The sequence below is a fragment of the Kouleothrix sp. genome (assembly GCF_046328425.1).
In the GTDB taxonomy this organism is placed as follows: domain Bacteria; phylum Chloroflexota; class Chloroflexia; order Chloroflexales; family Roseiflexaceae; genus Kouleothrix.
Genome location: NZ_JAXLWP010000004.1, coordinates 55,920 through 82,393, shown reverse-complemented (window position 1 = coordinate 82,393; position 26,474 = coordinate 55,920). Strand labels below are relative to the sequence as shown.

The window sequence follows — 26,474 nt, the reverse complement described above, 5'->3', positions numbered from 1 at the left end:
TTTCGCATGTGGCTGCCCGCCCATATGATAAGGCACACCATGACGCATCAAGTCTTACGCATCGCATTTGTCGATTATGTTGTCGATCCCAAGCACCCCGGCCTCACCGGGCTGTCGGATGTGGTATGGGATATGGCAAGCGAGCTGATCAATCAGGGCCACGAGGTGCACATCGTTGCTTCGTACCATACCCAGCACTACCCCGACCCGCGCGTGATCGTACATAACTTCCCTACGCCGCCGATCGGGTACCGCAATATTGTCGGCCACCTGATGATCCTTGGCCGCGCCGCCGTATACCTGCGGCAGATCAACCCGGATATTATCCACGCGCCCGAGTATGTTTCCACTGCGGTATTTGCCACTCTTGGCCTCAAGGCGCCGCTGGTGCTGACGGTGCCGGGAAATATTTACCAGCGCATACGCCAGGGCCACGGCTACGACTGGCACTTTGTGCAGGTGCTGAAGTGGGCCGCGCGCACGTCGGCACGCCACTGCGCCAGCGTGATCGCGATCAGCCAGGAGATGAAGTACTGGTGGGAGCGCACCGGCAGCGCCCCCGAGCGCACCCCCTGGATCCCGTATGGCGTCAGCCCTGCGCGCTTTTCGCCGCAGTCGGGCGCACGCGCGCGCCTGCACATCGCCGATAGCGCGCAGCTGCTGCTGTATGTCGGGCGCTTCTCGCGCGAGAAAGGCCTGCTCGACCTGCTCGACGCAGTAAGCCAGATACGCGACCGGATTCCCGGCTGGGCGCCGCGGATTGTGCTGGTTGGCGGCGGCCCGCAAGAGGCCGAGATCCGTGGGCGCGTCCAAGCGCTCGAGCTTGAGCCGATCGTTCAGATGCGCGGCTGGGTGCTGCAGGACGAGCTGAAGTGGTGGTATTCGGCGGCCGACGCGCTGCTGATGCCAAGCTGGAACGAGCCGCTGGGGCGCGTGATGCTGGAGGCCATGCTGTGCGGCACGCCGGTGATCGCGTCGGCCACCGAGGGGCCAAACGATCACATCCGCGATAGCGCGACCGGCTTCTTGTTCCCGCCCCACAATGTCGAGCAGCTCGCGGGCATCCTTGAGCATGTGGCAACTCACCGCGAGGTGCTGAGAAACATGCGCCGCGCGACCCTGGAGTACGCCAGCGAACGGCTGATCTGGCCGAAGATTGTCGAGCGCATTGTGCAAGAGGTATACGAGCCGATCGTATGCCAGAGCATGCACATGACGATATAGAGGTACCCACGCTATGGCAACAGACCAACGCCAGCTGATCGTTGATCACTACAATCGCCACAGCCAGCTGATGCAGAATCAGCCGTGGTTTTACGACTGGATTATCGACGCGCTTCAGCAGGCGCGCCTCGCGCGCGACGCGGCGATCTGCGATGTTGGCTGTGGCACCGGCGCGCTGCTAGCGCAGCTGCACGGCCGTGGCTATACCAACCTGAGCGGCACCGACTTCGCGCCTGCATGCGTGGAGCTGGCGCGCCAGCAGCTGCCATGCGCGCGCTTCTCGGTGCACGACATCGAGCAGCGGCCGCTGCCCGAGCAGTACGACTTAATTACGCTCACCGGCGTGATCGATTTTGTGGCCGATCCAGCCGCCGCCCTGCGCAATCTGCGCGCGTCGCTCAAGCCGGGCGGGCTGCTGCTGTTCAATATTCGTAATCGCATGGCCTACTGGCCGCTCTACTACCTGCGTGGCCTGGCGGCGCGCCTCCCCAACGAGCGGCTGCGGCACTGGTTTTTGTGGTTTACAACGCCGCTGGGCATGCGCCGCAGCGATCAGCCGTACGAGCGCGTGTATGCGCCGCCCGAAACGCGGCGGCTGGCTGGCCAGGCGGGGCTGCGCGTGGTTGCCGAGCACGGCTACCAGTGGCTGCCCATGCTCTGGATCCCCGAATTCCCGCGCTGGATCGGCCTGATGCGCCGCCTGGATCGCTGGTCGAGCCATCTTCCGGGCAAGCAGCGCTACTACTACTATGTCTTCGTGTGCGGCGTTGAGCCGGAGCCGCAGGGGCTGGCGCCATGAGTAGAGCGACGCTCGCCGGGAAGGCCAGGCTCTCGAGTGTATCGTCGAAAGTAGCCGGCGTGACGCTCGCCAATCTGGCGATCACCGTGCTGAACATCGTTGCCGGCGTGGTGGTGGCGCGCTCATTCGCGCTCGCCGACTACGGCCAGCTTTCGTATTTCGTGAATGTGTTTGGCTCGCTGCGGCTGCTTGGCTCGCTCGGCCTCACCAGCCAGGTTTCGTTTGCGCTGGCGCAGGCGCGCGGCCGCGACGAGCCGTATGCCGCGCTGTTCTACCAGCTGCTGAAGCTGCGCGTCGCTACGCTCGGCGCGGTGATGCTGGCCCTCGGCGGCGTGGGGCTGGCGCGCGGCGATCAGGCGCTGCTGCTGGCCAGCGGCGCGGCGGCGGTGGCGCTGCTGGCCGATTTCGGTATTGGCGCGCTGCAGGGGCTGGGCCGCGTGCGCGAGGTTATCGCGGCGCTGCTGCTGCAGCCGGTGATCTACGCGGCCGGGCTGGCGCCGATCATCGCATTTGGCCTGCCGGTTCAGGCGCTGTATCTGCTGTTTGCCGGGTCGTTTCTGCCGCCCGTGCTGCTCGCCGCAGTGTGCCTGCTGCGCATGGCGCCGCCCGGCGCGGCGCGTGGCCGCGCCAACATCTCGCTCGGCGCGGCGCTGCGCTTTGCCGGGGCGATGTACGGGCTGGCGCTCTGCGGCACGCTGTTCACATCCTACGCCACCCTGTACCTGGGCGCGCTCGGCAAGTTCGCCGACACCGCGCTGATCACCATCCCGCTGAACATTATTTTTATGCCCGGCGCGCTGCTGAACATGGCCAGCAGCACGGTGTATTTCCCACGCCTGAGCCACGCCGCGGCCCAGCGCAACAGCGGCGAGGCGCGCGCGCTATTTCAAGATTTCGCCAGCGTGGCGGCCAGCGCCGGGCTGCTGGTCGGCGCCAACCTGCTGCTGTACCCGCGCAGCCTGCTGTACATCCTGTACGGTGCGCGCTACCTCGCCTCGGCCGAGCTGCTGGCGATCCTGGCGATCGTCGCCTTCGCCTACCCGCTGCAGTCGGTTGTTACCACTACGCTAGCGGCGCAAGGGCGGCTGCGCGCCGCGCTGCTGTATGTAGGCATATCGACGGCGCTGCTGCTGGTTGGCGTCACCCTGGCGGTGCGCTACTCGGCCGATCTGCGGCTCGCAGCGGCGGCGCACGCCGTGGCGGTGGTGCCGGTGCTGGTGTGGCAGCTGCGCACCGCCGGCTACCCGCTGCGCCGGCTGGTCGCCAGCATTGGCCGCTCGGCGCTGGCGCTGCTGGTGCTGGGCGGGGCGGCGCGGCTGTGCGTGCCCGATGCGCCCGAACATCTGCTGGCCGCGATTGGCGCGCTGAGCGCGATCACCCTGCTGTATACAGCCTGGATCTGGCGATGGTTCTATCGCGCTCACGCGCTCGCCGAGCCTCCGCTCGGGCTCAGGGGGAACTAGCTATGCGCTATCTCTGGCAAACGCTCAACCGTGCCTTCGTCGCGGCTACCGTCGCGCTGCTGCTGATCCCCGCGGCGGCGCGCGCCCAGCCGCCGCAGAATGCGTGCCCGGATACCGCGCCGACCACCTATCACCCGGCGGCGGGCGACACGCCGGCGTATATCGAGATCGCCTGCCCGTTCGCCGGCAGCGCCTCCGACCGCGTGTACGCCTACGATCGCAATGGCGACATGCGCGACACCGGCAGCTGGCGCAGCGCCGCCGACTTCACCAACGACTTCTGGGTGTTCGACGCGGGCGGCAATGGCAGGGCCAACCTGCTCATCGATTTTCACCCGAGCGGCGGCGCGCTGGTGGCCGACCTCTACGACGACCAGAACGGCGACGCCGCGGTCGACTACCATTTCGAAGGCGGCCGGCCGGTGATCGGCGAAAGCCGCTTCTGGACGGTCGAGGTGACGGCGAAAGATGGCTGGTGGCAGCGCGACGGCGTCGATAACTTCAACCTCGATATCGCGATCGACGGCATGGTCATCGCCATGCCGATCACCACGCTGGATATCTACCGCAAGATCACCAGGCACGACGGCACGCCCGACCAGCTGATCACCGTGCGCGATCCGCAGCACCAGGGCAAGCCCGACCTCGACATGCGCGTCGCGCCCTCGGCCGAGGGCTATGGCGTGGTGAAAACGGCGATCATGAAAGACTACGGCGTGCGCGCCGTGCCGATGCAGCCTGGGATCTTCTGGCCCTACCTTGGCAGCGCCTACGGCCCGCCCACCGGCTCGGCCGACAATGTCATGATGCTCGTCACCGAGTATGCCGGCGACCGGGCCTACGGCCTGGTTCGCGCGCCCAATAGCTTCCCCGCGCCCATCCAGATGATCTGGGCGCAGAGCAAAATCAGCTACCTGGGCGAGTTTACGCCCTCGCGCGTGGCCAACTCGCGCTTTATCTACTCGATCCGCGCGCTGACGCCGAACGATCTCAGCTACCTCGACTTCGAGAACCCCTACGACTACTACGATCTTGCCCAGGCCAACGACGGCTTTCAGGATCTGCAGGTGCGGTTTGAGTCGTACCCGGCCCACGACGAGAACTACCAGCAGGGCAAGCTCGCCGATCCTTCGACGCTTATTCGGTACAGCTGGGACATGGACCACGATCACCGCTGGGATTTCAAGCTAAGCCTCACCGGCAGGCACGCCGTCGATACTGCGGTTGAGTACAACGGCTACCAGATCCAGTCGCTGACGCACGACGCGGTGCCGTACTGGGTTACCGAGCGGCCGTGGGATGTGGCGCAGTTTGTGCAGGCCGAAACCGGCTACGAATCGACCGAGGGCATTTACACCTGGGACACGCTGAAAATGCGCGATGCGTATATCAGCGGTTTGCGAAACGGCCCCGATGCCAGCGAGCTGCAAACAATTCCGCCGCTGTACCGTGGCGAGTATGCCGTGGATCTGCACGCGCAGCCATACCTGTACTTCAGCCCGGTCGACCGCAAGCTGCACATGCTGAAGGCGCAGCAGGGCCTATGGAATGTGGACGGCGATCACGAGATCCGCACCAGCAACCTGGGCGGCGAGTATATCAACGAGTGGCTCTACCGCTCGGGCGGCAGCGTGCTGGAAAGCCTGCACGTGGCGGCGGGCTACCTAATCTACGCCGACGCAAACAGCATCCGCCTCGTGCGCGCCGATGTTCCGCCCGCGCTCTTCACCACGCTGCCGCCGCGTAACCACGCCGAGTGGGCCAGCCTGGGCCAGCAGCTGGCCGCGTACCCGGCCAGCTTCGCGCCGGGCGACTTCAAGGCGATGCAGGCGCAGTTCAGCGGCCCGGCCAGCGATCTCTCGAACGCGAGCCTGCGCGATTTCCGGCTGGTGGGCAGCGGCTTTCGCTTTGTGCTCGAGCTGAAGCCCGGCTTCGCGCTCGCCGGCGACGCGCCGCTCGCGCTCGATGGCCTCCAGCCTGGCGCGTATGCCGTGGCCTACGATGGCGCATTTCATATCGAGCCGCTGACGCCGCCGGCGCTCGCGGCGCAGATCACAGTGCAGGCGCCGCAGCAGCTGGCCAGCGCGGCCCTGCGCGTGGCGCTGCGCAACGACGGCCGCGAGGACATGCCGGCCTCGACGCTGGAGCTGTGGGCGACGCCGCCGCAGGGCAGCGCGACGCTCGTGACCACGCAAACCGTCGCGCTGCTGGCGGGCCAGACGATCACCGCCACCGCGAACTGGATGCCCGCGCTGCCCGGCGAGTGGCAGATCGCGCCGCGCTTGCTGCGCGCCGACGGCCAGAGCCTGCCGCTGGGGGCGCTGGGGGTGCAGGTGCAGCCGGCCGCCAGCACGGCGCCGCAGGTACTGGTGAGCCGTAGCTCGAGCGCCAGCGCCGCGCCGCTGATCGCGCTCACGCTGCTGGGGTTCGCCGCGATCGCCGCGCTGGCGTTTCAGTATAGCTGGCGCCAGGCGCTACAGGAGCCAACGAACAATGCTGAATAGAACACACCCGCCCGGCCGCCGCGAACAAAGCCCCTGGCTGTGGCTTGGCCCGCTGCTGTATATGCTGGTGGTCGGCCTGTATTTCACGGCGCGCTTCATGGGCCGTTGGTCGGAGACCGACTCGGCCGCGCTGGGGAATATCGTGCGCGTGTTTGTGCAGGCGGGCCGCCTGGTGCCGGCGCAGGGCGACGTATACTCGAATGGCTACACCTTTCAGGCGATCTCGGCGTTTATCGTCGCCTGCACCGGAGTCGAGGTAGCGACACTGCAGCAGATCATCTACCCGCTCACCGCGGCGCTGCTGGTGCTTCCGGCCTGGATGATGTACCGCGAGTTCACCGGCGGCGCGCCGGCGGCGGCTCTGGCGACGCTGCTGCTGTTCACCCAGCCGGAATTCCTGTTTGTGGTGCTGCGCAGCTCGCACGAGAAGTTCACGCGCCTGCTGATGATCGTGTGCCTGTACTTCCTGGCCCGCAGCTTCAAGCTGCGCGATCGGCCTGGGCACTTTGCGGCGCACGTGGCGCTGTTCTACTGCGCGGCCTTTGCGCTGATCGCCTCGAACAACCTGCTGGCGCACTCGTTTATCTTCGCCGTGGCGCTGGCGCTGGTGCTGGGCTGGCTGCTGCAGGGCCGCTTCGCGCGCGTAGCGTTTAACGATAGCCATACACAGCGGCGCCTGGCGTATGTGCTGATCATCAGCCTGGGGCTGGTCTACATCCTCACGTTCTATATCTACCCGCCCGCGCAGGGCAGCCTGTTCGTGCTGCGCACGATCTGGGATCGGATCGCGGTGCTGTTTCTGGATATGCAGAGCAGCAGCACGCTGGCGTACCAGCAGGTGGAGTCGGGCTGGGTCAGCCTGCCGGTGTACTTTCTGCTGAGCTTCGCCGACTGGGCGGTGCTGGCGGCCTCGTTCGTGATCTGGCTGCGCCTGAGCTGGCGCTGGTTTGCCCGTGGCGCCAGGCCGGCCAACCAGACGATCTGGCTGGTGTGGCTGTTCTACACCGCTTTTGCCATCCAGGGGGCCATCTCGATCGTCGCCGATGCCAGCGGCGTGCTCGGCAGCAATTTGCAGCACCGCCTGTTCCCCTCGTTCGCAATCGTCGCCATCGCGCTGGTGAGCATTGTCTTTGTCGAATGGCTCAGGCGCCAGCGCTCGCGCACGCTGGTATCGCTCGCGGCGGCGGGGATGTTCTGCCTGGCCATTCTTTCAGTGCTCAAAGCGACGAACGAGCCGCTGCTCAGCAACACCTGGACGTTCTATCACTCCGACGAGCTGATCGCGTTCGAGTGGAGCGACCAGCACATGCAGAATGCGCTGATCTGGGCCGATTACAACGAGCGCCTGACGACCGCCGCAGTGATGCAGGATCTTGGGAATGCGAACCATAATAAGTATGTGCCGCAGCTGGCCAACGACGAGCTGCGCACCTACCTCGTCAGCGATATTATTCGGCTGCGCAGCGTGCGTTTAGGCATTCCCCTGCCGGTGCCCTATGACGGCATGCAGATCTACGATAGCGGCGCGAGCCAGGTCTATCATAAGCGGCCGCAGACGCCCTACCAGCGCTAAGAACCTGGCCAGAAAAGGGGTGCGCGAAGGGCTGTGCCCTCGCACTTCCCTTCTGGTGGGTGGCGGCGACATTCGTGGCCGCCACCCACCAGAAAGAGTGATATTTGAGTGTGTTTAAACCCTGCCTAAGGACCGGATATGCTGCTTTCAAAACCTGCCGATACGGCGAGTGAATTGCCCGGCGCCCGGCGGCTGGCCGCGCTCTGGTCGCCACGCGGCTGGGCGGCGTTTGTTTTCGGCCTCGCGCTGCTGCTCAGGTGTGTGTACGCGCTCGCCGCGCCGTATGCCGACCCATTTCTCGCGCGCAGCCCGCTCTTGGGCGACGCGGCCTCGTACGACCGGATCGCGCGCACGCTGCTGGCGACGGGTGTGTATGGCGAGTTTGCCGGCCACCCCAGCACATTCTGGCCGCCGCTGTTCCCATTCGTGCTCGCGGCGATCTACGGCGCCTTTGGCTACCACCTGTGGCTCGCGCGGCTGCTGCTGGCGGCGCTTGGCGCGGTGCTGCCGCTGTGCACCTTTCTGGCGATCGAGCGCCTTGGGCTGCCGCGTACGGCGCGCTGGGCCAGCCTGGCCACCGCGCTGTACCCGTTTCTGATCTATTTTGGCGCCTGGCTGATCGCCGAAAGCCTGTACTTTGCGCTCATGGGCCTGGTGCTCTGGCTCAGCGTGCGCCTGCAGCAGCGGCCGTCGTACGGCGGGGCCGCGCTGCTTGGCCTGGCGATTGGCCTGGCGGCGCTGGCCAAGCCGACGATCCTGTTCCAGCTGCCATTCGTGGCGATCTGGTTTGTGTGCTGCCTGGCCGGCGCCGGGATGTCGCGGCGCCTGGCGCTCGGCGCGGTGGCCGCGCTGGCGCTGGCGCTGGCGCTGATGCCCTGGACGGCGCGCAACTACGCGCTGCTCGGCCGGCCGGTGCTGATTTCGACAAATGGCGGCTACACATTCTACGGCGCCAATAACGCGGATGCGTTTGGCGGGCACTACGAAAATTTCCCGCCGCGGATCGCGGGCCTGGACGAAGCGCAAGAGCAATCGGCGTACTACGGGCTGGCCAGCAGCTGGATCCGCGAGCATCCTGCCCAGTTTGCCTGGCTGGTCGGGCAAAAATTCAAGCGCCTGGTTTCGCCGCTGTCGGTGGCGAGCTCGCCTCACGATTTCGCCGTGCCGGGCAGCGCGCTGATCTACCTGGGCTACAGCCTGTTTCTGCTGCTGTCGCTGGCGGGCCTCGTGCTCTCGCTCAAGCGCTGGCGCACGCTGTTTGTGTTCTACATCCCGCTGCTTGGCGTGATCGTGAGCACGCTGCTGTTTTATGGCGACGCACGCTACACGCTGCCGGCCGTGCCGTCGCTGCTGCTGTTCGCTTGCCTTGGGGCAGAAGCGGCCGTGCGGCGCGCGCGGCGGGGGGTATGACCATGCGCATCGGCTACCTGACATACGGCCTCGACCGTGCGCCGACCGGGATCGGGCGCTATGTGATCGAGCTTGCGCGCGCGCTGGCGGCGCTGCCCGGCGCGCCCGAGCTGGTGCTGCTCACCACCGAGCAGGAAGATCCACACGGCCTGTGGAACATGTTCGAGCACCACGCGCTGCCGGGCTGCCGGCTGCTGCCTGCGCTGATGACGCTGGGCAACGCCGCGATCAGCCAGGCGGCGGCGCGCTATCGCCTTGATGTTGTGCACGACCCGAACAGCATCGTGCCGTTTCTTGGCCCGCCGCTGGGCGCGCGGCGCGTGGCCACCATCCACGACGCGTTTAGCTTTGTGTGCCCCGAGACGCAGAGCCAGCTCGACAACTGGCGCTATCGCTGGATGCTGCCGGTCGCGCTGCGCCGCGCCGACTATGTGATCACCAACAGCCAGCAGTCGTTTCACGATATCGCGCGCTACCTGCGGGTGCCCCAGGCCAGGATGGCGATTATTCCCTATGGCATGCACGCGCGGCTGGCGCCAGTGCCGGCCGGCCGCGAGCGCGACGCGATCCTGGCGCGCTACGGCGTGCGGCCGCCATTCCTGCTGTACGTCGGCGGGATCAACGCGCGCAAGAACATCGCCCGGCTGTTCGAGGCGTACGCGCGCGTGCGCGAGCAGCGCCCCGATGTCACGCTGGTTGTCGGCGGCCAGCGGCAGTGGCGCGTGGCCGAGATCGACGCGACCTTCCGGCGGCTGAACATCGAGCCGCATGTGCACTTCACCGGCTACCTGCCGCACGACGACCTGCCGGCGCTGTATAGCGCGGCCGAGGCGTTTGTGTTCCCCTCGCTGTACGAGGGCTTTGGGCTGCCGCCGCTCGAGGCCATGGCCTGCGGCGCGCCGACGATCACCTCGAATGTTTCGTCGCTGCCTGAGGTGGTCGCCGACGCGGCGCTCACCGTCGACCCATACGATGTCGGCGCGCTGGTGGCGGCGATGCTGCGGGTGCTGGGCGACGCGGCGCTGCGCGACGATCTGCGGCAGCGCGGCGTCGCGCGCGCGGCGCAGTTCAGCTGGGGCCGCGCCGCCCACGAGACGCTGGCGCTGTACCGGCAGGTGGTGGCAGCGCCGTGACCCGGCGGCCGGGAAATGCCCACGTGCTCGCTGGTATGGAACCGTAATCTAGCGAGCGGCCAGCGACGTAACCTTTGCGCGCGCGGCGTCGTTCATGTTGATACGCACGCGCTGAGCCTGGCCGCGCGTGGCGCCAAAAAAGCGACGCCGATGGTCGCTGGTTCTCGGGTTAGGCCAGGCCGGCGATATGCGAAAACACGCGCCGGGGTCGTTTATGTAGCGATGGAAGCGCTGCCGGCCGGGTAAGCGCATTGCCGGATTGGTACGGGCTAGCCGCCGCGTTTCGTGCCGCTGTGGTGATTCGGATGGGCAGTTACCGGCACAGGAAATCATTGCCATGACCGTGAAGCCAACCACGCAACCGCGCATCGTTCGCAGCAGCCTGCGTACACCTGCGCCCGCAGAAGTGTATGATCTGCTGCTGCTGATCGGGGCGGCGCTGCTGGTGCCGGCGCTGCTGCTGCTGCCGCTGCCATGGCTGCGCGTGCCGCTGGGGCTGGCCACAGTGCTGCTGGCGCCGGGCTACGCGCTGGTGGCGGCGATCTTCCCGCAGCGCGACGACCTCGACGGCGTGGCGCGCGCCGGGCTGAGCTTTGGCCTGAGCGTGGCGGTGGCGCCGCTGCTGGCGCTGCTGCTCGACCAGCTGCCGTGGGGTATTCAGCCCTGGCCGATCGCGATCACGCTCATGATCTGGATCACGCTATGGTGCGCGGTGGCGCTGCTGCGGCGCGCCTGGCTGCCGGCCGGCATCGCCGATGCGCCGGCTGTCCCCGCGCCGCGCGGCCTGGGGCGCGCTGGCGCACGGCCCGCGCGCCTGCTGCTGGGCGCGCTGGCGCTGGCGCTGGTGCTTGGCGCCGGCGTGTACGCCCTGGCCGCGCCCGACCCGTCGGCGCGCATCACTGAGTTCTACGCGCTTGGCGCGCAGGGCTTGGCCGAAGATTACCCGCGCGAGGTCGCGCCGGGCGAGCTGATGCAGGTGCGGCTCGGCGTGGTGAACCGCGAGGGCGCGCCGCAGCGCTACCGCGTCGAGGCGCGCGCTGCCGGGCAGCTGATCGCCCAGGCCGGGCCGAGCGAGCTGGCCGACGGACAGAGCTGGGAGGCGCCGCTGCGCTACGCGCTGCCAGGCGCTGGCGACGACCAGCAGGTTGACATCCTCTTGTTCCGCGACGACGAGACCACGCCCTATCGCCAGCTGCGGCTGTGGGTGAATGTGCGAGGCCAACCATGACCACCTGGACCGTGCGACAGACGCGCCGGCCGATCTGGCTGCTGTGGGGCTACCTGCTGCTGATCACCATTGCCGAGCTGTGTACTTCGCTTGTCAACCCGCAGCTTGGGCTGCTGCTGCACGCGCTGCTGCTGGTGGGGCTGACGTTTTATGGCGCGACTGGCCAGCTCGACGAGAACCGCAAGCTGGCGCTAGCGCTCACGCTGGCCCCGCTCATCCGGCTGCTTTCGCTCTCGCTGCCGCTCACGCGCTTCCCGCAGATCGCCTGGTACCCGATTGTGGCGCTGCCGCTGTTCCTCGCCGCCTGGATCGTCATCCGGCTGCTAGGCATCTCGCGGCAGACGCTGGGCCTGCGCGCCGGGAACCTGCCGCTTCAGCTGATGATCATCGGCGGCGGGCTGGGGCTGGGCGCGATCGAGTTCGCGATCCTCCGGCCGGCGCCGCTGGTTGCCAGCCTGGCGCCTGGCGCGCTGTGGCTGCCGGCGCTCAGCCTGATCGTCTGCACCGGCTTCAGCGAAGAGCTGATCTTTCGTGGGCTGCTGCAGCCGGTGGCGACGCCTGCGCTGGGGCGCTGGGCGCTGATGTACGTGGCGCTGCTGTTCGCGGTGCTGCACATTGGCTACCTGTCGCTCAGCGACGTGCTGTTTGTGTTTGTGGTGGGGCTGCTGTTCGGCTATATCGTGCGCTGGGGCGGCTCGATCCTCGGGGTGTCGCTGGCGCACGGCCTCACGAATATTACGCTGTTCTTGATCTTGCCATACCTGTCGCGTAACCCCGGCCTGCTGTCGAGCGCGATGCCATGGGCGATCGCAGCCGGATCGGCGATGGCGATCCTGGCGATCTCGCTGCTGATGTGGCGTGGCGCCGCGCTGCGTATGCCGCTGCCGCGCACCCTGCCCGCGTTTGCGCCGAGGCCCGCCGCGCCTGCCGCGCCCAAGCCTAAGCCCGCCGCCAACCAGCCGTTGGTCGCTAATCTGCGCCTGCGCCGCCAGGTCGCCGGGATAACCTATGTGGATCTGGCGCAGCGCACGGGCTTGCCGGCGCGCCTGCTGGCCGAGATCGAGCACGGCCTGCGGCTGCCGCAGCCCGAGCAGATCCAGCTGATCGTCAGCGCGCTGGGGGCTGCGTAAGATTTTGCTGAAGAAGCCGGGTGGCTTCGCGGCAAGCACCCGGCTGAAGAAACTCGATCGATTGTGATGTAATTGTATTAACGGTATATAAATATATTTGCTGCTTATTGATCTGCGGCGATATTATTTTATTTAACGATATATAAACGTCTTTATTGTTGAATGATTATACGCTTACGAGTGCACCGCGTAGCCACTGACATCTTTCGTTAATCTGAGAAGCTATCTCTAGGGCGATCAAACGCGTTATACTGTTCGATACCGTTAGATATACAGGCGAACCACGAGCGAGGAGCCGGACATGATTACGACTGTAACGACGACAACCACAACGGTGATGACCACCGCCGCAGCGGCTTCGCTCGCGCTGATCGCGATCCTGACGCTGATTCTGCTGCTGATCCAGAAGGAGATCATCAGCGGGCTGAGCGGTAGCCGCGCCCAGCGCCTGAGCCGCGCGCTGAATATCGCGATCGTGCCGCTCATCCTGGTGTTTGTGGCCACGGTGGCGCTGAAGGTTGTCGACGTGCTGCGCTAGCAGCGTTCGCTCCTTTCGCAGGCATATACAGCGCGGCCCGCCGGCAATGGCGGCGGGCCGCGCGGTGGGTTGTGCATTGTGCTGGCGCTGTGGCGCGGCCGCACCACTGGCGGCTACGGCATCATGAAGCGCAGATCGAGGTCGATATCGCGCGCGAGCGTAGCCTGAAACACCAGCTCCTGGCCGTCGCGGGCTGCGGGCGCCGGGCTGGCCGAAACCAGCGCCGCGCCGCGTGGCAGCCGCACGCGCACGCTCGTGGGCGCCGCCGGCGCGCCCGGCTGCGCCTGGATCGTCAGCTGGTAGTGGTAGCCTTGGGCATCGTGGGCCAGCACATTGTCGGGCAGGCGGTAGCGGAAGAAACTGCGGCGTGTCTGGCCGGGCGGGATCACCAGAAACGTGTCGATCGCGGTGGTGCGCGCGTCGCCGGGCTCGGCCGTGGCGCCGCCGTCGTCGGGCTGGCCGCGCAGCAGCCAGCCGCCGGGTGTCGGGTTGCCAAGCGAGCTGACGAGCTGGCTGCCCTCAGGGGCGAGCGCGCGCAGGTAGATCCAGGCGCAGCCGGCCATCAGGTCTTCGTAGCGCTGCGCCTCGACGATCGCGTTGTAGCCGCTCGATTGGTCGCAGGCAGGCGCGCCGGCGGCGCCGTTGCGCTGGCGCACGCTCAGCTCGGCGATTGGCGCGGCCGGCTGGCTCAGGTCGATGGTATAGCTGATTGTGGTGTGCACCAGCGGCGACACTTTGTTGTAGCCCAGGTTGGCACTGCTCAGCAGCAGGAAGTCGCCGTCGACCGCGCGCACCGCGCCGTCCCAGCCACGCCGGGCCAGCACTGCGGCCACGTCGGGCTGGCGCAGCACCAGCTGGATGTGGCGTTCGTCGAGCGCCTGGTGCAGCGCGCCCAGCAGCGCGGGCCAGCTGACATTCGCGCCGTCGCTCTCGAGCCGCGCCAGCAGCGCGCGCCCCAGCGGCGCCATAAACGCTTTGCGCTGCACCCACCACGGCTGCGCGGCGGCGCCAGCCGCCTGCGGCGAGGTAAAGAACACGGCATTGCGCAGGTAGGGCAGCAGATTCGCGGCGGTGATTGGCTCGGCCGCGCCTTCGACCTGCAGCATGCCAAGCGCGCCCACCAGCAGCTGCAGCCCCTGCGGGTCGATCACCACCATGTCGCGCACCTCGCGCCCGCGCCCGCGCGCGTACAGATCAGCGATCGCGGCCGAGGCGGTTGGTAGATCCGGCGACCAGTTGGCGTCCTGGAAGCCCCACACGTCGAAGCCCATGTAGCGGCGCAGCGGCTCGGGCGCGGGCGGGTAGGCCGATTTTGCGAAATCGTTAACCGCGCCAGAGTCGCTCATATCGAACTCGGCGATGCGCCCGCCCTCGAGCGCAACCACGCCTGCGGCGGTGATCAGGCCGCCGGTAGGCCGCAGCTCGTCGGGATTCTGCGCGACGAGCAGGTAGACCTGGCGGCCGTGCGCGCCGAGCAGGTCGGGCAGCGCCAGCGCGAGGTCGACGCCGTCGCGCGCGGCCGGCAGCAGCGGCGCGATCAGCTGGAGCTGCGCGCGCAGCGCCGGCGAGAGCCCGGCCAGCGGCAGGCGTTCCCAGGCGGCGCTAGCGCGCGCCAGCGTCTGGCGCATGTGCTCGAGGTCGGGGCGGGCGCCGCCGAGCCGCTGCACCAACGCCGCCCCGGCGGGCTGGCCGGCCGGAAGCGGGCGCAGCGCCGGCATCAGCGCAATGTAGCCGTCCTCGGCGGCCCAGGCCATATCGACGGCAAGATCGAGCAGATCCTCGGCCGAGGCCAGGTCGGTTCCATAGCGCGGCAGCCAGCCCAGATAGTGCGTGATCGGCAGCAGCGGCGCGGCCTCGTCGCGGAGCGCCTGGGCGTTGGCGTGCGTGCGGGCCAGCAGCGGGCCGAGGGTTTCGATGCGCGCCAGCTCGGGCCGGGTTGCGGCCTCGCTCAGCTCGGCCGCATCCTGGCGCAGCGCCTCGGCGCGGCTGTAGATGCGCCAGCCCTTGATCGCGCCCAGCAGCAGGCACGCGGCGGCGATCAGCGCCAGCAGGTGCCGCGCGCGCAGGCGCGCCAGGGCAGGGGTGTGGCGTGTATGTGTAGGCTCTTTGATCGACTGTTGGAGTGACATAGACGTTGCCTGAATTCAAGTGCGTGGCAGTGGCCGAGCGGCCGGCCAGAGCGTATTTCTCGACGTAGCGGCCGCCTCGCGCGGCAGATGCGGCGGGAGCAGCCCTTCACATTGCTGTTCTGTTTGGCGAGGCGTACCTTCCCAAGCTCTGCCGCGTACATCGCGACACTAAGAAACCGTATAGCCGGCACAAAGAGCAACATTACAGTTCCGATAGTCTCGCAGAAAATGCGCCTTAACATGGTTAAGAACATTACAGCTTGGTTACAGCCTGAATTGGGTGATTTCATGCCGTTATGCCAGGTATTATTAATTTTGCAATACTACGCCTGATAAGTGCAAAAATACGTATCAATTGGGCGTAAAACAGCGTTTATACAATCAAGCCATTGTAAGTGCCGGTCGATAGGCGGCGACATACCGGATGGACACATGAAACGAGAGGGATCGCGCCCTATGAACCACTTCCCGCAGAATCGCAGCGTGCGCAGGCTCGCGCTGACGCTGGTAGCGCTGGCGCTGCTGGCACTTGGCTTGAACGGCGCGGCCAGCGCGGCCCCGGCAAGCCAGACGCTGCCAACCTTTACGCCGACGCAGGTCAATGCGCCCGAGCCTTCGGCGACGTCGACGCAGACACCTACGCCGCGCCGGCAGCGCAACCCCACGGCCACGGCAACCGCGACGGCGAGCGTCACGACGACGCCGACCGCCTCGCCGACCGCAAATGCGGCCGAGGCGACCGCCACCAGCGTCGCGGGCGCGACGGCCACCGCCGGCGCAAATGCGACGGCCACTGCGGGTGCGAACGCCACTGCCACCGCGCGCGCGGGTGGCCCAACCGAGCGCCCCGAGCCCACCGAGGTGCGCGACGACGAGCGCTGCCCGCTGCGCCCGGATGGGCCGCCTGCCGGCTCGCCGCGCGGCATACGCCAGCCAGTCGATGGCAACAGCGCTCTGGTGATCGTCAACTGCCCCTGGTCGATCGAGATCGAAGCTGGCGACCTGGGCGCGCCCGGCACGATCGAGGCCAAGCTGATCAACCCCGGCGACTCGCGCGGGCCAAACTCGGGCGAGCGCTTTTTTGGGCCGCACGTCGAGCTGACGCTGTTCGACAGCAACGGCAATCCGATCGCCGCGCCGACGTTCAAGCAGCCGGTGCAGCTGTGCTTCAGCTACACCTCGGCCGATCTGGCGATCATTGGCGACCCGGCGTCGTTCGCGGTTGAGCTGTTCGACCCCGGCAAGAAGCAGTGGGAGCGCCTGCCGAGCACGGTCGATCGGACGCACAACCGCGTCTGCACGCTGTTGCCGCACCTGAGCCTGTACGCGCTGGCGGCGCGCGTGCCGCAGCCTAGCTCGCTGCCAAATACCAGCGCCGAGAGCGGCCCGGCCGTGGGCACGTGGGTGTGGGTGCTGCTGGCGCTGGCGCTTGGCACCGGCGCGAGCATTCGCGCGCACGGCCTGCGCCGCGAGCTGACCGAGGCCCGGCAGCCGGTTCGCAAGGACTAATACCAACTCCGTTTGATCACTTTCTTTTTGCGATGCCCTGCCCGGCAAAGCTGGGTACGGCATCGCAAAAGAAATTTCGAGGGTGGCGAGGCCGCCCCGAACCCCCAAGCAAGTGATCAGCCCCCAGCAAACCCGATTGAACCCTGGCTTACTATGAACATGCAGCGCGCGCAATTCGCGATTCTTGCTCGCTTCTCGCCGCGCCGGGCGGCCCGGGCGCTGCCGCCGCTGGGGCTGGCCGCGCTAGCGGCGGCCTACGCGCGCACGCTTGCCCCGAGCATCAGCTGGGCGAACAATGGCGCCGACAGCGGCGACCTGGCCACGGCCGCCGCGACGCTGGGTGTCGCGCACCCCGCTGGCTACCCTACTTACCTGCTGCTGGCGCGGCTATTCATGCTGCTGCCGGTTGGCGATATCGCCTACCGCGCGAATATGCTCTCGGCGGCGGCGGCGCTGCTGGCCACGCTGCTGCTCTACCGGCTCGCGCGGCGCCTGCTGGCCGCCGGTACCCTGGCGAGTGCCAGCGCCGCCGGGTTGGCCGCGCTGGCGCTGGGCACCGCGCCGCTGTTCTGGTCGCAGGCGGTGATTGCCGAGGTATACACGCTGAACGCGCTGTTCGCGGTGCTGCTGCTGGGCTTTGCGGCCGAGCCGGCGCGATCACGCAGCGCGCTGGCGGCGCGCGGGCTGCTGGCTGGCCTGGCGCTTGGCAACCACCCGACGATCGGCCTGTTCGTGGCGGCGTGGCTGCTGAGCGAGGGCTTGCGCGCGCGCCAGCGCCTGGCCGATATCCTCGGCGCGGCGGGCGGGCTGGCGGCTGGCCTGCTGGTGTACCTGTACCTGCCGCTGCGCGCCGCCGCGCACCCGCCGGTCAGCTGGGGCGGGGCCGACACGCTGGCGGGCTTCTGGTGGGTGCTTTCGGGCGCGCTGTACCGGCCGCTGGCATTTGGCGTGCCGGCCGGCGAGCTGCCTGCGCGGCTGGCCGACGCGGGCGCGCTGCTGTGGCGGCAGGTCGGGGCGCTGGGGCTAGGGCTGGCGCTGGCCGGGCTGGCGTATGCCCCGCCGCGCGCCCGCCGGTTCGTGTGGCTCTCGGCAGGGGCGGCGCTGCTGCAGGCGGCCTTCGCGATCGGCTACAACACGCCCGATTACGCGGTGCACTTGATTCCGGCGCTGCTGATCGCCGCGCTGTGGATGGGGCTAGGCGCGGCGGCGCTGCTGAGCTGGCTGAATAAGCGCTGGCGCGGGGCCGCGCCGCTGGCGGCGCTCGTGCTGGCCGGAGCGTTCCTGGCGCCGCTGCCCGCCACACTGCGCCAGGCCGACGCCAGCGGCGACACGCGGGCGCTCGACTACGCGCTGGCTGTGCTCGAAGCCGCGCCGCCGCGCGCGATCGTGCTGAGCGCCGGGGACCGCGATAGCTTCGCGCTGGCCTATGCGCGCTATGCGCTGGGCCGCCGCCCCGACACGGCGGTGCTGATCGAGTCGCTGCTGCAGTACGATTGGTACCGCGCCAACGCGCGCGCGCTGTACCCGGCGCTGCGTCTGCCCGACGCGCCGGAGGGCGAGTGGGGCACCACACTTGCCGCCGCAAATCCCGATCGCGCGGTGACGCGCGCCCCGGCGCCGTAGAGCGCGAGAAGCCTGGCTGATCAGTTGCTTTATGGTGGGGGTTCGGGGTCGGCATCGCCGCCCTCGAATTTCTTTTTGTATTGCACTGCTTGGCGAAGCCACGCAGTGCAATACAATCTTAGGGGTTACGCACTTACGTGATTCGGCTTCCTCAAGGTAGTAGATTGAGCCTGCGGCAGTATGGTACGTGTTCATCTTCTGTATGCGGTTTTCCGCGCGCAGCGCGGAAAACCGCATACACTAAACGAGGTAGTACCGCTCTGCCGAAGGCTGACGGCGCCAACTGCGTAAGTCCTAAAGTGATCAGGCGAAGAGCATATTATTCCTCGCGCAGCGCCAGCGCGGGCGGGGTACGGCTCATGCGCCAGGCCGGGTAGAGCCCGGCCAGCAGCGCGGCGGCGATCGCCACCAGCATAGCCTGGGCGAACAGCCCGCCGTCAAGGCGGAACAGCAGCGTCCAGCCGAACGAGCGCTTGTTGATCACATACACCAGCACGGCCGCGAGCATCACGCCAACCGGCAGCGAGAGCAATCCGGCGGTAAAGCCGATCAGCCCGGTCTGCGAGATCACCACGCCCCACAGCTGGCGCGGAGTGAGCCCGTTGGCGCGCAGCATGCCCAGCTCGCGGGCGCGCTCGAGCTGCAAGGCCATGAGCGCCGCCAGGATGCCGATAAACGCCACGATCGTGGCGAGCAGCTGCAGCACCGTGGTGATTGCAAAGGTGCGGTCGAAGATGTCGATCGAAGCCTCGCGCAGCGCGCGGTTCGATCGAATGTTGACGATCTGGTCGGCGCCGGCCAGGCCGCGCAGCTGCAGCACCAGCGCGTCGACGTCGGTGCCGGGCGCGGCGTAGACGCCCAGCGACGAAATGCGTGGGTCGTTCCAGAGCGCCTGGTAGCGCGCAAGATCGATCATCACCACGCCCTGGTCGGAGCCGTAGTCGGCGTACACTGCGGCGATTGTGAACTCGCGCTCGCCCGCCTCGGTGAGCAGGCGCAGCGTGTCGCCGGGGGCGAGGTCGTAGCGGAACGCCAGCGGCTCGGACACCAGCACCTGGCCCTGCGCGAACCCCGGCCAGGCGCTGGCCGGCTGGCCCTGCAAAAACTGAAACGATGCGCGGTCGCGGTCGGTGGCGACTTCGAGCGCCACCAGCAGCTGTGGCCCGAACTGGCCCTCGACGGTGACGCTGCGGTAGCGCCGCACGCGCTCGACGCCGGGCGCCGCCGCGATCTGCCCGACGATCGCGTCGGGGAGCGGCGCGTCGAGGCGGTTGCTCGACACGCCGGGCACCGACACGAACACATCCGCGCGCAGCGTCGAATCGAGCCAGCTCACCACCGTCTGGCGGAAGCTGCCGACCATCAGGCCGACGCCGATCGTCACCGACACGGCGATCATCAGCGCGGCGATCGCCACCGAGGTGCGGCTGAGCGTAGCGACGACATCGCGCGCGGCCATGCGGCCGAGCAGCCCGAACAGCCAGCCCATGGGCAGGCGGGCCAGCTGCATCATCAGCAGCACGGCCATTGGCGTCACCGCCGCCGCGCCGAGCGTCAGGATGAGCAGCGCGCTGAAGCTGAGCACGATGCTCTTGCTGGGGATCAGCAGCAGCGCGCCGCCGCCCAGCAGCAGTGCCAGGCCGGCCGCGCCGGCGATCGGCACATAGCGGCGCACGCGCTCTTCGTACGACGAGCGGCGCAGCACGGTGCGCGGTGGTGTGAGGGTTGCCTCGACTGCCGGCACCGCGGCGGCGACCAGGGTAGTGCCGAGGCCTAACAGAAAGCCTTTGATCAATGGCCCGGCGCTTATTTCCACATTGTTGATCGACACGGTGAAGTACAGGTCGTTGATCGTCTGCGTCACCAGCCGGATGAGCCCGCGCCCGAGCCCGATGCCCAGCAGCAGCCCGGCCAGCGCGCCGACGACGCCTACCAGCAGGGCCTCGCCAAGCACCAGCGCGAAGATCTGCCGGCGCGAGACGCCCAGGCAGCGCAGGCTGCCGATCAGGCTGCGGCGCTGCACCACCGAGAAGGTGATCGTGTTGTAGATCAGGAACATGCCCACCATCAGCGCCAGCAGGCTGAGCGCGGTGAGGTTCAGCTCGAACGCTGCGGTCATCTGCTCGATCGCCTGGGTGCGCAGCGCCGGCCGGGTGACGCGCAGGCCCTGCGGCAAGAGCGCGCCGACCTGGTCGAGCGCGGGCTGCGCGGCGGCGCCTTCGGGCAAGATCAGGTCGATCTGGCTGAGCCGGCCGAGCATGCCGAGCCACTCCTGGGCGGTAGCGATATCGACGATCAGCAGGCTGTCGCTGGCGCGGCGCGCGGCCTCGTCTTGCGGCTCGAGCAGCGCGATCAGCGTGGCCGACTGGGTGCGCGCGCCTACGCGCAGGCTCAGCGTATCGCCGCTTTTCAGGCCATAGACGCGGGCGGTCTCGGCCGACATCAGCGCGGCGCCGGGGGTGGTGAACAGCGCGGTGAGCTGCGAGTTCGGGCCGGCGTTGGCGCTGCTGAGGTACGGGCGGAACGGCCCTTCGGCCAGCGGGTCGACGCCGAGGATGTGCAGGGTCAGGCCGGGCTTGCCGGGCACCGCGGCGTAGCCCTCGACCAGCGGGGCCGAGTCGCGCAGGCCCAGGTCGACGCGCAGGCGGCGGTAGATCGCCTCGTCGAGGCCGTTCGGCCCGCCGACGATCTGGTGGGTCGCGCGCCCGGCGATCGTCTCGGTCGAGATCGCAAAGGCGCGGCGGGCGCTGCTGTTGGTCAGGTCGATCGACACCACCACGGCCACGCCGAGCGCGACGCCAAGGATGGCCAGGCCGATCTGCCAGGGATGCCGCAGCAGATAGCGCCAGGAGGTCTTGAGCAATGTTGGGGTCATTCGCATCCTACGCAATAGATAGACAGGCAGACAGGCGAGGTGAACAAGTACCGGTGTGCAATCTGTGGATGATCGCTCTATCAGATACGCAGCTCCAGATCCTTGCCTCCCTGTGACCTGATCTGCACGGCTGGCTCTTCGACGAGGTGCCCCTCTGTCACTCGAAACACCCGGTCGGCCAGGCCGACAACCTCGGGGCTATGGGTGACCATCAGCAGGTTCTTGCCGGCCTGGCGCGTGAGCGAGTCGAGCAGGTCGAGCACCTGGCGGCCGGTCTCTTCGTCGAGGTTGCCGGTGGGCTCGTCGGCCAGAACCAGCAGCGGGTCGTGCACGAGCGCGCGTGCCACGGCGATGCGCTGCTGCTCGCCGCCGGAAAGCTTATCGGGGTAGGCGTCGCGCCGGTCGGCCAGGCCGACCTGGGCCAGCAGCGCCAGCGCGTGAGCGCGGCCGGCGGCATCGGCGCGGCCGTTCAGCTCGAGCGGCAGCAGCAGGTTTTCGAAAACCGTCAGCGTAGGCACCAGGTTGAAGAACTGGAAGATAAAGCCAATGTGCTTGCGGCGGAACAGCGTGCGCGCGTGCTCGGAGAGGTGGGTAAGATCCTGGCCCGCGACCCAGACCTCGCCGGAGCTAGGCGTGTCGATGCCGCTGACGAGGTTCAGCAGCGTGCTCTTGCCCGAGCCGCTCTTGCCGACAAGCACGATAAACTCGCCGGGCGCGAACTCGGCGCTGACCTCGTGCAGCACCACGCGCTCGCGCCCGCCTTCCTCGAAGCTTTTACACACGCGGCTGAGCCGGATGATCGGAGCGCTTGAACCGAGACCGTTGTCGCTGGCTGGCATGCATGTATCCAATCGTTTGTGCTAGTAGACTTATTGGAAATAAGGGATCCGGAGGGGCAAAGCCTCTTCGAACCGCCCTGGTGGGGCGTGTATGGTAGCAAAGCTATTATATGGCACGAGTTTACGTGGTGGGGGTTCGGCGGCGCAAGCCCTCCAAGCCTCCCATACGTGAGGACAGCGCATAACTCGTATCCTATGAAAGTACGCTGCGGGCCGGGCGGCGGATGGAGGCGCGCCATCAGCCCAGCGCGTCCTCGGCGGCCCAGCGCACGCCCTCGGCCAGGGTTGGGTAGGGCAAGATCGTACCCGCCAGGTCGGCCGCGCGCAAGCCGGCGCGCATGGCCAGCGCCAGCGGGGCGATCAGCTCGCCGGCGTGCGCGGCCAGGATATGCCCGCCGAGAATGGCGCCGTCGTCGCCGACGAGCAGCTTCACCTGGCCCTCGGGCTGGCCGATGAGCAGGGCGCGCTCGACATCGCGCATCTGCTTCACGCCGACGCGGTAGGGCACCCCGGCCTCGCGCAGCTCGTCTTCGGTGCGGCCGACGTGCGCCAGCTCGGGGCTGGTGTACGTCACCCACGGGATCACGTGCTCGTCGAACTGGCGCGGATGCTCGGCAAAGGCATTCTCGGCCGCCAGGCGGCCCTGCTCGTAGGCCACGTGGGTAAACTGGTAGCCGCCGGCCGCGTCGCCCGCGACCCAGATATGCGGCACGCTGGTGCGCAGCGTCGCGTCGGCCACAACGCCGTGCTCGTTGGTTGCCACGCCGGCCTCATACAGGCGCAGGCTGGCGAGCGCCGGCCGGAAGCCGGTGGCGATCATGATCTCGTCGCACTGCAGCGCGCCATTCTCGCCGTCGCGGGTGTACAGCAGCTGCTTGGCCTGGCGGTACGGGCGGGCGGCCGTCAGCGTGGCGTTGGTAATCACGCCGATGCCCTCGGCCTCGAGCAGCTTGCGCAGCCGCTCGGCCAGCGCGCACTCGTCTTTCATCAGCAGGCGCAGCGCCTGCTCGACGATCGTCACCTGTACGCCAAAGCGGCTGAACAGCTGGGCGAACTCGACGCCGATCGGCCCGCCGCCGACGATTGCCAGGCGGCGGGGCAGCTCGCGCAAGTTCACCGCCTCGCGGTTGGTGATGTAGCCGAGCGCCTGGAGGCCAGGCAGATCGGGCGGGGTAGCCAGGCTGCCCACGGCAATCAGCACGCGCTCGGCGCGCAGCAGCTCGTCGCCGACGCGCAGCTCGCGCGGGCCGGCAAAGCGCGCCACGCCTTTGCGCACATCGATGCCCTGCTCGGCCAGCTGGCGGCGCACAGCGGCATCGGTGCCGCCGCGCACCTGGTTGCGCACGTGGTGCAGGTAGCTCTGCACGGCCGGCCAGTCGGCTGCGGCGGTGCCGAAGCGCAGGCCGGTGGGCGCGGCGGCGCGCGCGGCGTGAAGCTGGTTGGCCAGACGCAGCAGCGCCTTGGTTGGGTCGCAGCCGTAGTTCAGGCAGGTGCCGCCGATCTTATCGCGCTCGACCAGCACGACGCTGCGGCCCTGCGCGGCGGCCAGGTTGGCGGCGGCGCTGCCGGCCGGCCCCGCACCGATCACCAGCAGATCGTAGGGTTTGGTCATCGGCCGTCTTCGCCGTTCAGCTCGACGCCGTGGCGCTTGGCGGCGCGGCGGATACGGCCTTTGATCGCCTCGACCTCGTCGGCGTCGTACTTGGCGGCGTTATCCTTGTGGTGGATGTAGCTCCACGCGGCGCGCACGTGCTCGGGCGTATCCACCGGGTACTTCTTGTTCGTCGGGTCGGCGAACTCGACATCGCCATACTCGCGCTCGCCCTCGCGCGGGCTCACGTCGTCGCGCCGGTCGATATGTGTCGATTGTTTACCGCTCATGGCAGGCTCCTTGTGTTCAGGCGCGCGGCGGCGCGCCTCGGCTTGCTGCCCCTACAGCACACAATATGCCTCGGCCCGGCGCGCGGATATGCTACAATAGCGGCGCGCCGCCTGCCCGCCGGTGATCGTCAAAAACCGCGGCGCACAGGAGCAACAGTGTTTCACTTCCTACCCGCGCCGCTGCTCGGCGCGCTCACCGCACTGCTGATGCTTGGCAACCTGCTGTTCTGGGCCACGCCGCTGTACTGCGTAACGCTGGCGAAGCTGGTGCTGCCGCTGCCCGCCTGGCGCCGCAGCTGCTCGGCCGCGCTGGTGCGCATCGCCGAGCGCTGGATCGACGGCAACAGCCGCATCCTGGCCTGGACGCAAGCGATCCGCTGGGATGTGCGCGGGCTTGAGGGCCTACGCCAGAACCGCTGGTACCTTGTGGCCAGCAACCACTGCTCGTCGGTCGACATCCTGGTACTCCAGCGTGTGTTCAACCGGCGTATCCCGTTTATCAAATTCTTTATCAAGCAAGAGCTGCTGTACGTGCCTATCTTGGGGCTTGCGTGGTGGGCGCTCGACTTCCCATTCATGCAGCGCTACTCGGCGGCGCAGCTCGCGCGCCGGCCCGACCTGCGCGGCCGCGACCTTGAGACGACGCGCCAGGCATGCCGGCGCTACCTGTACCAGCCCTCGACGATCTTGAACTTTCTGGAGGGCACGCGCGTGACCGAGCGCAAGCGCGCGGCGCAGGCCTCGCCATACCAGCACCTGCTGCCGCCCAAGGCCGGTGGGGTGGCGCTGGTGATCGCGGCGATGGGCGACCAGCTGCACGCGCTGCTTGACGTAACGCTCGTGTACCCGCAGCAGCGCGCTGGCTTCTGGGATCTGCTGTCGGGCCGCATCCGCCAGGTGATCGTCCAGGTGAACGAGATCGCCATCCCCAGCGAGTTCGCGCATGGCGACTACGCCGCCGATGCGCAGTTCCGCGAGCGCTTCCAGGCGTGGGTGCGCGAGCTGTGGGAGGCCAAAGACGCGCTGATCGAGCAGCTGACGCGCGAGGCCCAGCTCCAGGCGGCGCGCTCGCTGAAGGGGACGCATGCCTAACCTCGCCGACTTTCGCCTGCTGGCCGCGATTGGCGCGGGCAAGGCCGCCGGGGTGGCCAGCCGGGTGCTGCGCGCCGGCGGCGGCACGACGCTGCCGGGCGTGGTGGCGCGGCGGATCGCGCCCGACGCGCTCCGCCGGCTGAGCGCGCGGCTGCCGCAGGGCGTCGCGGTGATCGGCGGCACCAACGGCAAAACCACCACCGCGCGCATGCTCGCCAGCATCCTGAGCGACGACGGCCGGCGTGTGCTGCACAACCGCGCCGGCGCCAACCTGGTGACGGGGCTCACCGCCACGGCGCTGGCCGGCAGCTCGCTGGCCGGGCGGGTGCGCGCCGACATCGGCCTGTTCGAGACCGACGAGGCCGCGCTGCCGCAGGCGCTGGCCGAAACGCGCCCGCGCCTGGTGCTGCTGCACAACCTGTTCCGCGACCAGCTCGACCGCTACGGCGAGGTCGATACGATCGCCACGAAATGGCGTGCCGCGCTGGCCCAGCTGCCGCCCGGCGCCACAGTGCTGCTGAACGCCGACGATCCGGCGGTGGCGGCCCTGGGCGAGGGTCTAGGCGCGCGGGTGCTGTACTACGGCCTTGAAGACACGCGCCACGCTGGTGGCGGCGCCACGCACTTCGCCGACTCGCAGTTCTGCCGCAGGTGCGGCGCGCCCTACACCTACTCGGCGCTGTTCTACGCGCACATCGGCCACTACGCCTGCCCGCAGTGCGGCCAGCGCCGCCCCGACCCGCAGTTCAAGCTCGCGCGGCTGGAGCTTGGCGGCACCACAGGCAGCCGGCTTATCCTGAGCTACAGCGCCATCCCGGCCAGCGGCTACCTCGAGATTGGCCTGCCGCTGCCGGGGCTGTACAACGCGCTGAACGCGCTGGCCGCTGCTGCAGCCGGGCTGCTGCTGGGCGTGGCGCCCGCGCGCATCCGCGCCACGCTCGAAGGCTTCAGCGCCGCGTTCGGGCGCATCGAGCGAGTGGACGCGGGCGGGCGGCCGCTGCTGCTGGCGCTGATCAAAAACCCGGTGGGCGCCAGCGAGACGGTGCGCATGCTCGCAGGCGAGCAGCCGGCCGCCAGCTCCCAATTGCCGGCTGGCGATGGCCTGCACCTGCTGATCGCGATCAACGACAAGTTCGCCGACGGCACGGATGTGTCGTGGCTGTGGGACGCCGACTTCGAGCGGCTGGCCGGGCGCGTGGCTGCGGCCGTGGTGAGCGGCACGCGCGCCGCCGACATGGCGGTGCGGCTGAAGTACGCCGGGGTGCCGGCCGAGCAGATCGGCGCCGAGCCCGACCTGGCGCGCGCGCTCGACCTTGCGCTGGCGCGGCTGCCGCAGGGCGCCACGCTCTACGCCCTGCCGACGTACACCGCCATGCTTGAGCTGCGCGCCGAGCTGGCGCGGCGCGGCTGGGTGCGCCCGTTCTGGGAAGATTAAAGTCGGCTCCGAATTCGCTGCGCTTGTCTATAGCGGAACCCTTTCGCCGCCGCCGCCGTCTTTGAGCTACGACATACAAAATGCTCAAG

General features: G+C 68.2%; 19 protein-coding genes. 14 read left to right on the top strand and 5 right to left on the bottom strand.

What is annotated here, in order from left to right; all coding sequences use genetic code 11:
* Positions 1–39 precede the first annotated feature (39 nt).
* From U0177_RS03195 to U0177_RS03150, 10 genes are all read left to right on the top strand, one after another.
* Positions 40–1,224 carry a glycosyltransferase family 4 protein gene (locus U0177_RS03195; protein ID WP_409569144.1) on the top strand — a complete coding sequence of 395 codons (1,185 nt, stop codon included), beginning with the start codon at positions 40–42 and terminating at the stop codon, positions 1,222–1,224.
* Between the two features lie 13 nt (positions 1,225–1,237).
* The gene (locus U0177_RS03190) at positions 1,238–2,023 is read left to right on the top strand and encodes a class I SAM-dependent methyltransferase (RefSeq protein WP_409569143.1); all 786 of its coding nucleotides are present in this window, start codon (positions 1,238–1,240) and stop codon (positions 2,021–2,023) included.
* The gene (locus U0177_RS03185; protein WP_409569142.1) at positions 2,020–3,486 is read left to right on the top strand and encodes a lipopolysaccharide biosynthesis protein; all 1,467 of its coding nucleotides are present in this window, start codon (positions 2,020–2,022) and stop codon (positions 3,484–3,486) included. The genes U0177_RS03190 and U0177_RS03185 overlap by 4 nt, the downstream gene beginning before the upstream one ends.
* A gap of 2 nt (positions 3,487–3,488) precedes the next feature.
* Positions 3,489–5,990 (top strand): hypothetical protein, encoded by a 2,502-nt coding sequence (locus tag U0177_RS03180; protein WP_409569141.1) that lies wholly within the window; start codon positions 3,489–3,491, stop codon positions 5,988–5,990.
* A complete protein-coding gene (locus U0177_RS03175) occupies positions 5,980–7,563 on the top strand; it encodes a hypothetical protein (RefSeq protein WP_409569140.1) in 1,584 nt (527 codons plus the stop codon). The genes U0177_RS03180 and U0177_RS03175 overlap by 11 nt, the downstream gene beginning before the upstream one ends.
* 138 nt (positions 7,564–7,701) lie before the next feature.
* Positions 7,702–8,973: an ArnT family glycosyltransferase gene (locus U0177_RS03170; RefSeq protein ID WP_409569139.1), complete on the top strand. Its 1,272-nt coding sequence runs from the start codon at positions 7,702–7,704 to the stop codon at positions 8,971–8,973.
* The gene (locus U0177_RS03165) at positions 8,970–10,106 is read left to right on the top strand and encodes a glycosyltransferase family 4 protein (RefSeq protein ID WP_409569138.1); all 1,137 of its coding nucleotides are present in this window, start codon (positions 8,970–8,972) and stop codon (positions 10,104–10,106) included. The genes U0177_RS03170 and U0177_RS03165 overlap by 4 nt, the downstream gene beginning before the upstream one ends.
* 337 nt (positions 10,107–10,443) lie before the next feature.
* Positions 10,444–11,334 (top strand): DUF1616 domain-containing protein, encoded by an 891-nt coding sequence (locus U0177_RS03160; RefSeq protein ID WP_409569137.1) that lies wholly within the window; start codon positions 10,444–10,446, stop codon positions 11,332–11,334.
* A complete protein-coding gene (locus tag U0177_RS03155; RefSeq protein WP_409569136.1) occupies positions 11,331–12,464 on the top strand; it encodes a type II CAAX prenyl endopeptidase Rce1 family protein in 1,134 nt (377 codons plus the stop codon). The genes U0177_RS03160 and U0177_RS03155 overlap by 4 nt, the downstream gene beginning before the upstream one ends.
* A gap of 301 nt (positions 12,465–12,765) precedes the next feature.
* Positions 12,766–13,002: a hypothetical protein gene (locus U0177_RS03150; RefSeq protein WP_409569135.1), complete on the top strand. Its 237-nt coding sequence runs from the start codon at positions 12,766–12,768 to the stop codon at positions 13,000–13,002.
* Positions 13,003–13,115: 113 nt separating this feature from the next.
* On the opposite strand, the gene U0177_RS03145 is transcribed toward U0177_RS03150, so the two are convergent.
* Positions 13,116–15,131, bottom strand: coding sequence for a DUF4012 domain-containing protein (locus U0177_RS03145; protein WP_409569134.1), 2,016 nt, complete (start codon positions 15,129–15,131; stop codon positions 13,116–13,118).
* 456 nt (positions 15,132–15,587) lie between these two features.
* Between U0177_RS03145 and U0177_RS03140 the strand changes: the two genes are divergently transcribed.
* Together U0177_RS03140 and U0177_RS03135 are read left to right on the top strand one after the other, a co-directional pair.
* Positions 15,588–16,640: a hypothetical protein gene (locus U0177_RS03140; RefSeq protein WP_409569133.1), complete on the top strand. Its 1,053-nt coding sequence runs from the start codon at positions 15,588–15,590 to the stop codon at positions 16,638–16,640.
* Between the two features lie 153 nt (positions 16,641–16,793).
* Positions 16,794–18,263: a protein O-mannosyl-transferase family gene (locus U0177_RS03135; RefSeq protein ID WP_409569132.1), complete on the top strand. Its 1,470-nt coding sequence runs from the start codon at positions 16,794–16,796 to the stop codon at positions 18,261–18,263.
* A 319-nt stretch (positions 18,264–18,582) separates the two neighbouring features.
* Here the strand turns inward: U0177_RS03135 and U0177_RS03130 are convergent, their stop codons facing one another.
* The 4 genes from U0177_RS03130 to U0177_RS03115 form a co-directional block, all read right to left on the bottom strand.
* Positions 18,583–21,138, bottom strand: coding sequence for an FtsX-like permease family protein (locus U0177_RS03130; RefSeq protein WP_409569131.1), 2,556 nt, complete (start codon positions 21,136–21,138; stop codon positions 18,583–18,585).
* An 80-nt stretch (positions 21,139–21,218) separates the two neighbouring features.
* Positions 21,219–21,977: an ABC transporter ATP-binding protein gene (locus U0177_RS03125; RefSeq protein WP_409569130.1), complete on the bottom strand. Its 759-nt coding sequence runs from the start codon at positions 21,975–21,977 to the stop codon at positions 21,219–21,221.
* Between the two features lie 238 nt (positions 21,978–22,215).
* Complete coding sequence (locus U0177_RS03120; RefSeq protein ID WP_409569129.1) at positions 22,216–23,589, bottom strand: dihydrolipoyl dehydrogenase family protein; 1,374 nt, start codon at positions 23,587–23,589, stop codon at positions 22,216–22,218.
* Complete coding sequence (locus U0177_RS03115) at positions 23,586–23,858, bottom strand: DUF6582 domain-containing protein (RefSeq protein ID WP_409569128.1); 273 nt, start codon at positions 23,856–23,858, stop codon at positions 23,586–23,588. The genes U0177_RS03120 and U0177_RS03115 overlap by 4 nt, the downstream gene beginning before the upstream one ends.
* Before the next feature lie 156 nt (positions 23,859–24,014).
* On the opposite strand from U0177_RS03115, the gene U0177_RS03110 reads away from it, so the two are divergent.
* Together U0177_RS03110 and U0177_RS03105 are read left to right on the top strand one after the other, a co-directional pair.
* Complete coding sequence (locus U0177_RS03110; protein WP_409569127.1) at positions 24,015–24,950, top strand: acyltransferase; 936 nt, start codon at positions 24,015–24,017, stop codon at positions 24,948–24,950.
* Positions 24,943–26,385, top strand: coding sequence for a MurT ligase domain-containing protein (locus tag U0177_RS03105; RefSeq protein WP_409569126.1), 1,443 nt, complete (start codon positions 24,943–24,945; stop codon positions 26,383–26,385). Before U0177_RS03110 ends, U0177_RS03105 begins: the two co-directional genes overlap by 8 nt.
* Positions 26,386–26,474: the final 89 nt, after the last annotated feature.